This is a genomic window from Acidovorax sp. (genome assembly GCF_046294525.1).
Classification (GTDB): Bacteria; Pseudomonadota; Gammaproteobacteria; order Burkholderiales; family Burkholderiaceae_C; genus Acidovorax.
In genome coordinates this window covers 82,094-92,890 of the sequence record NZ_JBKBKQ010000016.1, presented here as the reverse complement: position 1 = coordinate 92,890, position 10,797 = coordinate 82,094, and the positions used below count along the sequence as shown (strand labels likewise).

Annotated in this window: 12 protein-coding genes and 1 pseudogene; 10 read left to right on the top strand and 3 right to left on the bottom strand. The window is 67.0% G+C overall.

Annotation, left to right across the window (positions count from 1 at the left end):
- Nucleotides 1–3 precede the first annotated feature (3 nt).
- The gene (locus ACK4HJ_RS15350) at nucleotides 4–1,332 is read right to left on the bottom strand and encodes an efflux RND transporter periplasmic adaptor subunit (protein WP_409833172.1); all 1,329 of its coding nucleotides are present in this window, start codon (nucleotides 1,330–1,332) and stop codon (nucleotides 4–6) included.
- Nucleotides 1,333–1,640: 308 nt separating this feature from the next.
- Here ACK4HJ_RS15350 and ACK4HJ_RS15345 point away from each other — a divergent pair, with 308 nt between their 5' ends.
- From ACK4HJ_RS15345 to ACK4HJ_RS15300, 10 genes are all read left to right on the top strand, one after another.
- On the top strand, nucleotides 1,641–2,051 hold the full coding sequence (locus tag ACK4HJ_RS15345) for a DUF2306 domain-containing protein (protein ID WP_409833170.1): 411 nt from the start codon (nucleotides 1,641–1,643) through the stop codon (nucleotides 2,049–2,051).
- 54 nt (nucleotides 2,052–2,105) lie between these two features.
- A complete protein-coding gene (locus ACK4HJ_RS15340; protein WP_409833168.1) occupies nucleotides 2,106–2,687 on the top strand; it encodes a DUF6622 family protein in 582 nt (193 codons plus the stop codon).
- Between the two features lie 54 nt (nucleotides 2,688–2,741).
- On the top strand, nucleotides 2,742–3,047 hold the full coding sequence (locus tag ACK4HJ_RS15335; RefSeq protein ID WP_409833166.1) for a 2TM domain-containing protein: 306 nt from the start codon (nucleotides 2,742–2,744) through the stop codon (nucleotides 3,045–3,047).
- Between the two features lie 18 nt (nucleotides 3,048–3,065).
- Nucleotides 3,066–4,130 (top strand): alpha/beta hydrolase family protein, encoded by a 1,065-nt coding sequence (locus ACK4HJ_RS15330; protein ID WP_409833164.1) that lies wholly within the window; start codon nucleotides 3,066–3,068, stop codon nucleotides 4,128–4,130.
- An 11-nt stretch (nucleotides 4,131–4,141) separates the two neighbouring features.
- Entirely contained in the window at nucleotides 4,142–5,212 is a 1,071-nt protein-coding gene (locus tag ACK4HJ_RS15325; protein WP_409833162.1) for an alpha/beta hydrolase, read from the top strand.
- An 82-nt stretch (nucleotides 5,213–5,294) separates the two neighbouring features.
- A complete protein-coding gene (locus tag ACK4HJ_RS15320) occupies nucleotides 5,295–6,290 on the top strand; it encodes an alpha/beta hydrolase (RefSeq protein ID WP_409833161.1) in 996 nt (331 codons plus the stop codon).
- 237 nt (nucleotides 6,291–6,527) lie between these two features.
- Nucleotides 6,528–6,830 carry a 2TM domain-containing protein gene (locus ACK4HJ_RS15315; protein WP_409833159.1) on the top strand — a complete coding sequence of 101 codons (303 nt, stop codon included), beginning with the start codon at nucleotides 6,528–6,530 and terminating at the stop codon, nucleotides 6,828–6,830.
- A 17-nt stretch (nucleotides 6,831–6,847) separates the two neighbouring features.
- The gene (locus tag ACK4HJ_RS15310) at nucleotides 6,848–7,906 is read left to right on the top strand and encodes a sensor histidine kinase (protein WP_409833157.1); all 1,059 of its coding nucleotides are present in this window, start codon (nucleotides 6,848–6,850) and stop codon (nucleotides 7,904–7,906) included.
- Nucleotides 7,903–8,739 carry a LytR/AlgR family response regulator transcription factor gene (locus tag ACK4HJ_RS15305; RefSeq protein ID WP_409833155.1) on the top strand — a complete coding sequence of 279 codons (837 nt, stop codon included), beginning with the start codon at nucleotides 7,903–7,905 and terminating at the stop codon, nucleotides 8,737–8,739. Before ACK4HJ_RS15310 ends, ACK4HJ_RS15305 begins: the two co-directional genes overlap by 4 nt.
- Before the next feature lie 30 nt (nucleotides 8,740–8,769).
- A complete protein-coding gene (locus ACK4HJ_RS15300; RefSeq protein ID WP_409833154.1) occupies nucleotides 8,770–9,912 on the top strand; it encodes an ankyrin repeat domain-containing protein in 1,143 nt (380 codons plus the stop codon).
- A gap of 12 nt (nucleotides 9,913–9,924) precedes the next feature.
- Here ACK4HJ_RS15300 and ACK4HJ_RS15295 read toward each other — a convergent pair.
- Nucleotides 9,925–10,125: pseudogene (locus tag ACK4HJ_RS15295) on the bottom strand (hypothetical protein); the annotation flags it as partial.
- 30 nt (nucleotides 10,126–10,155) lie between these two features.
- Nucleotides 10,156–10,791 carry an ATP-binding cassette domain-containing protein gene (locus ACK4HJ_RS15290; protein WP_409833153.1) on the bottom strand — a complete coding sequence of 212 codons (636 nt, stop codon included), beginning with the start codon at nucleotides 10,789–10,791 and terminating at the stop codon, nucleotides 10,156–10,158.
- Nucleotides 10,792–10,797: the final 6 nt, after the last annotated feature.

Below are 10,797 nucleotides of genomic sequence, written 5' to 3'. Positions count from 1 at the left end.
CCTTCAAGGATTCTGCGCGGGGCGCTGGCGGCGCTGGCCGCCTTCACCGGGCGCAGACGCGCCACCGCGGGGAGCTGATGCACCATTGCGCGCGCCGCGGGCACCCCCGGCGCCCGGCAACTGCACGGCCATGCCGTCCTGCAGGCGGTCGCCGCCTTCCGTCACCACACGCTCGCCTTCTTGCAGGCCTTCTGCAATGGCCACCAGGCCCACGGTGGCCTGGCCGCGCTTGACCTTGCGCAGCGACACCGTACGGTCTTCGTTGATCACATACACGTAGTCGCCATTGGCGCCCGTGCGCACGGCCGTGACGGGCACCACCACGGCGGGCACATTGCGCAGCAGCAGCTGCACGTTCACGAACTGGTTGGGAAACAGCGTGCCCGACGCATTGTCAAAACGGGCCTTGGCCTTGACCGTGCCGGTGGTCGTGTCCACCTGGTTGTCCAGGGTCGAGAAGCGGCCCTTGTCCAGTTCTGCCTTGCGGGTGCGGTCCAGCGCCGTCACCGCCAGCGCGGCAGACTCGGCCTGCGCCGCCAGGATGTCGCCCACCCGGTCCTGCGGCACCGCAAACTGCACATCGATCGGCGCGACCTGGGTAATGGTGGCAATGCCCGCAGCGTCGCCCGAGGTGACGTAGTTGCCCGCGTCCACGGTGCGCAGGCCGATGCGGCCCGTGGCGGGCGACGTGATGCGCGTGTAATCCAGGTTCAACCGGGCGACGCCTTCCTGGGCACGGTCGGTCATGACGGTGCCTTCCAGCTGTTTGACCAACGCGGCCTGGGTGTCCACGTCCTGGCGGGCGATGGAGTCCTGGGCCAACAGCGTTCGGTAGCGCTCCAGGGTCAGGCGGGCGTTTTCCAGCTGGGCTTCGTCGCGCTGGCGGGTGCCCTGGGCCTGCAACAGCGCCTGTTCAAAGGGCCGGGGGTCGATCTGTGCCAGCAGTTGCCCCTTTTTGACCATCTGTCCTTCGGTGAACAGCACTTGGGTGAGCGTGCCGGACACCTGGGGGCGCAACGTGACGGTGGTGGCGGGGATGACGGTGCCCAGCGCATCGATCACCACGGGCAGCTCCGCCTTGCGCGCTGCCGCTTCGCCGACCGTCACCGTGGGGCGGCCGCCCCCGGGGCCCCGCCCCATGCCTGCGCCTGCGTCACCCTGGCTGCGCTGAAGGAGGTACCAGGCGGCACCGCCCACGGCTGCCACCAGCGCCAGGGCCACCAAGCTGCCCAACCAGCGGGTTTTGCGCGGGGGAGGAGACGCGGGCGGCAGGTTCGAGGGGGCGGGAGCGGGAGACGGAGGCTGGGGCGCGTTGACTTCTTGGGGGTTCATGACGGTCCTGGTGCGGGTTCTGGGCTGCAGGCCCGGGCTGCATTGTGGGGGCCGGGGTGCACGCCGAAACGGATCGTAGAGTGACATTTCGCGCTCTGCCTTGAAGCCTGTGCGAAGAAAAGTAAACCTTGGGGTCAAAAAAAGGGAGGAAGGCAGCGCCGACGGCCCTTCACCCGGGCTGCGTTTCGCTCCGCCTTCCCGCATCTCGCGCATGCCGCCGCGCATTTCGTCGCACGCCGGTGGCGCCACCTGCATCCGGCCGGCAGAGTCCGGCCCATCGCACCGAACCCCGCCCCGAGGAATCCGCCATGCAACTCACCCCCGCCATTGCCATCCACCTGGCCGCGGCCCTGGCCGCCACAGCCCTCGGCCCGCTGGCCCTGTGGGCCCGCAAGGGCCGCCAGCAGCGTCCGCGCCTGCACCGTGCGGCAGGCTACGCGTGGGTCACGCTGATGGCGGCCACGGCCGTATCGGCCCTGTTCATCAGCAACAGCGTGGGACCCAGGCTGGCTGGCTTTGGCGTCATCCACCTGTTGGTGCCCGTCACGCTATTCGGCCTGGTGGGCTCGTTCATCTACCTGGCGCGGGGCAACATCTCCGCCCACCGCAAGACCATGCAGGGCCTGTACTTCGGCGCCTGCGTGACGGCCGGCGCCTTCACCCTGCTGCCCGAGCGCTACCTGGGCCACGCCCTGTGGTCCGCGCTGGGTGTGATCTGACACCGCCGCTCTTCTCCCCCTGCCCCCCGCCCCCTTTCTTTCAGGAGCTTCACCATGCTGATGCAATTGCTGATCCAACAGCCCCAGATGCTGGGCGCCATCATCCAACGCACACCCACCTGGGTCTGGGGCCTGCTGGCCGGCCTGCTGTGGCTGGGAGTCAGCCAGCTGCGCGCCCGCCAAGTGGGGCTGGTGCGGGCGCTGCTCACGCCCTTGGCGATGACAGTGCTGTCGGTCTATGGCGTGGCGTCGGCCTTTGCGCCGGCCGGGCAGGCCGCGGCGGCGCTGGGCACTTGGCTGGTCGCCGCCGTCGCGATAGCCGCGCTGGCCCTGTGGTTCCAGCCCACGGCGCCCGCCGGCACGCAGTACCTGCCGCAAGCGCGCAGCTTCTGTGTGCCGGGCAGCGCCATGCCGCTGGCGCTCATCCTGGGCATCTTCTTGACCAAGTACTTCGTGGGCGTGGAGCTGGCACTGCAGCCCGCGCTGGCCGGCAGCGGCGAATTCGCCCTGCAGATCGGCACGCTGTACGGCATGTTCAACGGCCTGTTCGCCGCCCGCGCGCTGCGCCTTTGGCGGCTGGCCCGGGGCGAAGCTGCGCAGCCGGATCCCGCCCGCTGGGCCAGTCCCACGGCCTGAGCCTGCACTCACTTTTTCCTTTCCTTCTTGTTTCATCTTCACCAGGAATCCTCCATGCGCTCCTACACCCTATCCAACACCACCGCCGACGCCACCGAACGCCTGGCCCGCCGCCGCGCAGGCGCCAAGCTGGGCTGGCTGGTCCATGCCATCGTATATGTGCTGGTCAACACGCTGCTGGTGACCCTGTCCCTGTCCAGCGGCAGGGGCTGGGCCGTGTTCCCCCTGCTGGGCTGGGGCCTCGGCCTGGCCGTGCACGGCGCCGTAGTGTTCATCACCACCGGCGGCGCCGGTATCTACGACCGCATGGTGCAGGCCGAACGCGAGCGTGTCGCCCGGCAACCCGGCGCCGGCCACTGATCAACGAGGAGACAAGCCATGCGCTGCACCACGCTGCGTCTCACCGGACTGCTGGCGGCGTTGTCCGCCCTCACCGCGACGACCTCCGCGCACGCCGGCATGGGCCTGGCCGTGCTGCCCGGCCTGCAAGGCGACGGCCCCGTCACCGTGTTCTACCCCACGCCCGACGCCGACCAACCCGTGCAGCGCGGGCCCTTCACCGTCCAGCTGGCGCCGCAGGCAGCGCCCGCGCGCGGCAATGGCCGGCTTGTGGTGGTCTCGCACGGCTCTGGCGGCAACCCCTGGGTTCACACCGACCTGGCGCGTGCGCTGGTGCGCGCGGGCTTTGTGGTGGCCATGCCCGAGCACCAGGGCGACAATGCCCGCAACGCGGCCGACGCCGGCCCGGTGAGCTGGAAGCGCCGTCCCCAAGAAGTGTCGCGCGCCATCGACGCTGTGGCGGCTGCCCCGCAGCTGGCGCCGCTGCTGCAGCTGGACAAGGTGGGCGTGGCAGGCCAGTCGGCGGGCGGGCACACGGCCCTGAGCCTGGCGGGCGGCGCCTGGTCGCCCGCCCGCTTCCTGGCCCATTGCGAGGCCCACATCGCAGACGACTTCAATGCCTGCGTGGGCACCTACACGCTGCTGACCGGCGGCATGCTGGACGGCGCAAAGAAGACGGTGGCCCTGGGCGTGCTGCGCCAGCGGTTTGACGACGCCGAACCCGTGCGGCACTACGACCCGCGCATCGCCGTGGCCGTGGCCGGCGTGCCCGCAGCAGCGGACTTCGACCTGGAAACCTTGCGCCAGCCGCGCATTCCGCTGGGCCTGGTCACCGCGGGCCGCGATGTGTGGCTGACCCCGCGCTGGCACAGCGAGGCCGTGGCCGCCGCCTGCACACCCTGCACGCGCATCGCCCACCTGCCCGAGGCCTGCCACAGCGTGCTGCTGTCGCCCGCCCCGCCCATGGAGGTGCTGGGCCGCACCGAGCGCCACCTGCTGGCCGACCCTCCAGGCTTTGACCGCGCCGTGCTGCCCGCGCTGGACGAGCGCATCGTTGCATTCCTCGCGCAGCACTTGGTGCCGGCGTCCGCCGCACCGCAATGAGCGCTCCAAGAATGCTGCTCATCTCCGCCATTTCCCTCGGGCTGCTCGGTACCATGGCGCGGCCCTCCCTCCTGCGGCAGCGCCGCATCACCCCCATGCTCGTGACCTTTGCCCTGGTTTTGATCGCCTTCGTGGCCGTGCTGGCCTCTGCCCTTGCCTTTGGCGGACCGCGCGACATTGCGCCGCTGGCCAGCGTCAACAACCCGTTTGAGAAGGTGGACTTCAGCCGCGTCCCGCCTGCGCAGCGCTACACCGCGCGGGATGGCACCCCGCTCGCCTGGTACGGCTACGCGCCTGCACCTGGCGCCACTGCGGAAGGTGCGCCGGTACGGCGCGTGGTGCTGGTCCACGGCTCCTCATCGCGCGCCCGGTCGCTGCACGTGCTGGCAAGCGCCCTGGCGGCCCAGGGGCATGCAGTGGCCGCGCTCGACATGCGGGGCCATGGCGAATCCGGCCCGCGCGGGCACGTGGCGTATATCGGCCAGCTGGAAGACGACGTGGAGGACTTTCTGAACGCCATGCCCCACGCAGGCCCGCAGACGCTGATGGGCTTTTCTGCAGGCGGCGGCTTTGCGCTGCGGTTTGCAGGCGACGACAGGCAGGCGCGGTTCGACCACTACGTGCTGTTGTCGCCCTTCATCCACCAGGACGCCCCCACGGCGCGCCCCAACACAGGCGGCTGGGCGGCGGTGGGCGTGCCGCGGTTGATCGCACTCACGCTGCTCAACCGCGCGGGCATCACGCAGTGGAACCACCTGCCGGTGGTGCGCTTTGCGTTGGACGATGCATCCCGAGCAGGCCTGACGCCCAGCTACTCCTACAACCTGGCGATGAACTTCCGCCCCCAACTGAACTACGCCAGCAACATCCGCCACGCCCGGGGCAGTGTGTGCGTGGTGGTCGGGCAGGACGATGAACTGTTTGATGCCGACCGCTATGCCGAGCTGTTTGCCCAGGCCGGCAAGCCCGTTCCCGTCACCCTCGTGCCCGGCGTGAACCACATGGGCCTCACGCTGGATGCCCAGGCCGTGGCCGCTGTGGCACGGCACGCTTGCCAAGCGAACGAGGCTATCGACGGCTGAATGTCGAGACCTTGGTTCCCCGAACGCTCACCGGATGCTCCCGCATCTCATTTCACTACCCATCATTAACTGGGTCGACTCCATGACACAAACCCGCCGCCGATATCCTGCTGTCATCGCTGCCATCCTGCTGGCGGCCCTCACTGCCATTCCTGTAGGCATAGCCGCCGCCATTGCGTGGGGCGGGCCGGAAGACATCCCGCCTTTAGCCACTATCAACGACCCATTTAAAGACTTGGATTTCAGCAATGTTCCCCCTGCGCAGCGTTACCCAGCGCGCGATGGAGCATCGCTGGCTTGGCACGCGTACCACCCCAATGGAGGACAGTCAGGCGCTTCACCGCAACGGGTGGTGTTGGTCCATGGGTCTTCGGCGCGCGGCCAGTCCAATCACGTCTTGGCACAGGCACTGGCAAATGCTGGCTACACCGTAGCTTCCCTCGACATGAGGGGACATGGCGCATCCGGTACCCGCGGCCACGCCGCCTACATAGGCCAAATGGAGGACGACATCGAGGATTTTCTGCGCGCCGTGCCACACGCTGGAGCACAAACGCTGATGGGTTTTTCGGCGGGAGGTGGGTTCGCACTGCGTTTTGCAGGCAGTGCGCGGCAAGGGCTCTTTGATCGCTACGTACTGCTCTCGCCATTTCTGCACCACAACGCCTCCACATCGCGGCCTGATGCGGGGGGTTGGGCCTCCGTGGGATTGCCGCGCATCATTGCAATAACGCTGATCAACCAAATGGGCATTACCCAATGGAACCACATGCCCGTGCTCAAGTTCGCGCTGAGCGATGAGGCGCGCGAGGCACTCACGCCCGCCTATTCGTTCACGGTGGCGACTAACTTCCGCCCTCACGACGACTATCAAGCCGATATCCGCAATGCCAGGGGTACGATCTGCATCGTGGCGGGGGCGGACGATGAGCTGTTCTATGCTGACCGCTTTGCCAGCGTGTTCTCCCAGGCCGGCAAACAGGTGCCTGTCACCCTCATACCTCGCGTAAATCACATGGGACTCACTCTGGATCCCCACGCCGTCGCCACCGTGGCGGGCAATCCATGTCCAGCCTAAGAACATGTGTACGATCTTCTCAGCGCCGCGCGGCGCAAGGAGCGTCGGCTGCAGAGCGCGATCAACCGGGCGCCAGCGTAGTTGCCTCTTGCTCCCACGCCCGTGCCTGTGCTTTTCGGACAACACCATGCGATCCCCATTTTTCGCTGCAGAGCTCGCTATCACGCAGACACGCGGACCATCCCTAGCATCCTTGCAGCGCTTCTGCGCATTCCAACGCCACGGACAGCCTTCACCATGCCCTCCCCCCTGAGCACCGAAGAGATCGAAGCGCTGGCCCGCAAGCGCGCTGGCGCCAAACTGGGCTGGTACACCCATGCCGCGGCGTTCGCCGTGGTCAATCTCGCACTTTTTGGCATGTCGCGCTACGGCTTTGGCGACCGGCCCTGGTCCGTGTACCCACTGCTGGGCTGGGGACTGGGCCTGGCGCTGCACGGTATCTCGGTGTTTGTGTTGGGCACAGGCAATGGCTTGCGTGAACGCATGGTGCAAAAAGAACGAGAGCGGCTGCAGCGCGAGCAAGACCGCAACGGGCACTGAATGGTGACGATGGCCGCATGAACATCGACTGGATCGCCAAGCTTCGGCATTTGCTGCAGATGACCGCCTTTTGCCTGGTCATCGCGGCCATTCACTACGCATTCAGGCCCCACAAGCCCTACGAAATCCCGCTCGTCTACTCCCTGGCCATTGGCTTGCCATCCTGGGTACTGATTGACTTTGGACGCCATTTTTTCCCCTCCAGCCGAGACACCGGCTGGCCGGAGGGTTTTTCCGGCATCGCCCTGCCCCTGGTCGGTAATGTGCTTGGTTTTGTGGTGGGCACATGGTTTGCTGATCGCTGGTTCGGTTTTTCGTCCTGGAACCTGGCTGATCGCTCCCAGCTGCGCATTTCCATAGGCATCACGGTGTTGTCGGCGCTGGCGATGACGTACTTTTTTTACAGCCGGGGCAAAAGCGCTTGGCTCCAGGCCAAGATGACCGAGATGCGCAGCCAGGCGAGCGAAGCCCAGCTCAAGCTGCTGGAAACCCAGCTCGAACCCCACATGCTGTTCAACACGCTGGCCAATCTGCGCGTGCTGATCAGCACCGACCCCGTCCGTGCACAGGAAATGCTGGACCGCATCATCGCCTATCTGCGCGCCACCCTCAGTGCCTCGCGCAGCACCTTGCACCCGCTGGCCAGCGAGTTTGACCGCCTGCGCGACTACCTGGAACTGATGGCCGTGCGCATGGGCCCGCGCATGGCTTACACCCTGGAGCTGCCCGACGCACTGCAGGACGTGCCCGTGCCGCCGCTGCTGCTGCAGCCCCTGGTGGAAAACGCCATCCGCCACGGCCTGGAGCCCCAGGTGCAGGGCGGCCACATCACCGTGCGCGCCAGCACGCGCAGCGGGCCACAGGGGCCGATGCTGGTCATCGAAGTGAACGACACCGGCGCCGGCCTGCCCGCCACGCTGCCCACGCCCGGGCCCGGCCAGAGCTTTGGCCTGGCCCAGGTGCGCGAGCGCCTGGCCACGCTGCACGGCAGCCAGGGCACTCTTGAATTGATAGCTGCCAGCGCAGGTGGGACAAGCGCCAGAGTCACTTTTCCTTTAGATTCTTCCCAGCCATGAATCCCACCCCGCCCCGCGCCCTGATCGCCGAAGACGAGCCCCTGCTGGCCGCCGCCCTGCAGCACGAGCTGGCCCAGGCCTGGCCCGCGCTGCAGGTTGCGGCCACGGTGGGCGATGGCCTCTCGGCCGTGCAGCAGGCGCTGGCGCTGCAGCCCGAGGTGCTGTTCTTCGACATCCGCATGCCCGGCCAGTCCGGCCTGGACGCCGCCGCCGAGCTGGCCGACGCCTGGCCCGCGGGCAAGCCCTTTCCGGCCCTGGTGTTCGTGACGGCCTACGACCAGTACGCCGTGCAGGCCTTCGAGGCCCAGGCGGTGGACTACCTGCTCAAGCCCGTGCAGGTGCCCCGCCTTCAAAAAACAGTGCAAAAACTGCAGCTAGCGCTTACCAGTCAAGCGCCAGCAGCTATCAGTTTGGAAGCAACCATGGCGCAGCTGCGCCACCTGCTGGCCGCGCCCGGCGTGGCGTCTGCCCCGCCCCCGCCCCATGCCACGGCCGGCCCCGGCGCTGCCCCGCTCACCATGATCCAGGCCAGCAGCGGCAGCCAGATCCACATGGTGCCCGTGGCCGAGGTGCTGTACTTCGAGGCGGCCGACAAGTACGTGCGTGTGCTCACCGCCGCGCGCGAATTCCTCATCCGCACGCCCCTCAAGGACCTGATCGCCCAGCTGGACCCCCAGGTGTTCTGGCAGGTGCACCGCAGCACCCTGGTGCGCGCCAGCAGCATCACCACCGTCACGCGCGACGAGGCCGGCAAGCTGCACCTGGAGCTGGCCGGCCGGCCCGAAAAACTGCCGGTGAGCCGCCTGTACGCGCATTTGTTCAAGGCGATGTAGCGTCTTTCCTCACCTGTCCATCACCACTTCATGTCCAAGCAAGACACCCCAGAAACCGACCTCGAAGAAAAGCTCTCCGAGGCGCAGGACCGCGAATTGATAGACATCATCGACTGCGATGATGCAGAGCGCATGAAGCAACTGCTCGATCAAGGCATGCCTGCGGAACACCGGCTCACCAGCCTGTGGGCAATGACGGCCCTACAGAACGAGGGAAGAACGGTTCCACAAATGGTGATAGCGCGCAATGCGCTGAAGGTGGCCGACCACGTGTTTGACCGACTGAGCAAGAACTGGAACCTCGACACCAAAAACGCGCTGATCTTTGCCGTTCAGGACGGCACGAGCGACATGGTCCGGCTCATGATCGGCAAGGGCTTCGACCCCGACAAGAAGTCGTATCAGGAACCGCCGTTCTGGCATGCCGTCGTGAAGGGGCGATATGACATTTGCGAGGCGCTGCTGAGTTCAGGCCAGTGCAACCCCTACGCCAAGACGGGGCACGCCGCCGCCCTGTGGCTGGATGGCAAACCTGTTCATCTGGAGAAGACCCCTATCGGCGAAGCCATCCGGCAGGGGCGCCTGGATATCGTCAAGCTCATTGTCGAGTTCAAGCTGAACAAGGCAGCACTGGCCGACGCCGCCGAAGTGGCCGTCAAATACCACCAGGAAGACATTGCGCTGTACCTGCTGGACAAGCTGCACGCCGGTAGAAAGCCCGGCGACACCCGCAACTACCCCGCCCGCATGGCCCTGTGGGCGGCCGAAAGAGGGATGTTCCACATCGCCGAACGGCTGATGGAGAAGGAACCCCGCGTCCTTCAGCTCCTTGTCAACAATGACTCCCTGGTCTGCGCCGCAGCCAGACGGGGGGACTTCGAGCAGGTGCAGCAGCTGGTGGCGATGGGCGCTGAGATCCAGGCGAAAAACACGTCGAATTTCTACGTCTATGACGGCAAAGAGTTTCTGACCTGCGAAGCTGCCAAGGGCACGCGGCATGCGCAGTACCCTTTGAGCCCGCTGTACCAGGCAGCGGAGAACGGGCATCTGGAGATCGTCAAATACCTCGTGGAACGCGGTGTCTTGCCTTATGAGACCTCGCTCATCGGATATTGCGAGGCCAGGGGGCACACCGAGGTTGCCGAGTACCTGAAGAGCCTCAGTTCACCCTGATGGCTTTTTCAGTCAACGCTGCTCACCAGCAACGCCCCACCCGCCCGCGTAGAGAACCCCGCCCGTAGCCTCGGTCAGCCGCGCCGCCCCACGCTGGGTTCGGACAAAGCGGCGAATCTGCCGCCCGCCTGCCGCTTCCACCGCCGTGGCCACGAATTCGCCGCCCAGGTACACGGCGCCCAGCACCAGGAACTGGCGTGCCGCCGGCTGGGATCGACGAACTGCGGGAAGCACCGAACCCATTCAGCCGGGCAGGTACACCACCGTGCTCCAGGGCACGCCGGGCAGCGCCTCGTAGTGCGCGACGACCACCACCCGCCCGGACTGACCGGCCACCTGAGCCAGCGCACGTGCCAAGTACGCCACCGACGGTTTGTCCAATCCCCCCACGGGCTCGTCGATCAGCGTGAGCGGCGCGCCTGACGCCAGCGCACCGGCCATCAGCACCTTGCGCTTGCTACCAGTGGACAGGGCATAGAACGGCTTGGCCAGGTGCTCCTGCAGCGCAAACCCGTCGATGTGCGCGGTGAGCGCCGTTGCATCCCAGCCTGGGTAGCGTGCGGGCAGGCCGTCCAGCCACGCCTGGGCGGTGAGCTTGTCCCACTCGGCCGAGCGCGGGTCGGCCCAGAAGGTGTGGCCCGCCCCGCGGGTGCCGCCCTGCAGTGCAATGCGCCCGCCCTGCGGGGCCAGTTCACCCGCCAGCAGGCGCAGCAGCGTGGTCTTGCCGCTGCTCTCGTCGCCGCGCACCAGCACCAGGCCGGCGGGGCTGGTGAACGACAGGCTTTGCAGCACCGCGCATTCGGGGTACGCAAACCGCAGGCCCTGCACCTGCAACATCCAAGCTTCGGCCACCACAATTCCTTCAGCGTAGAAAAACACGGGCGG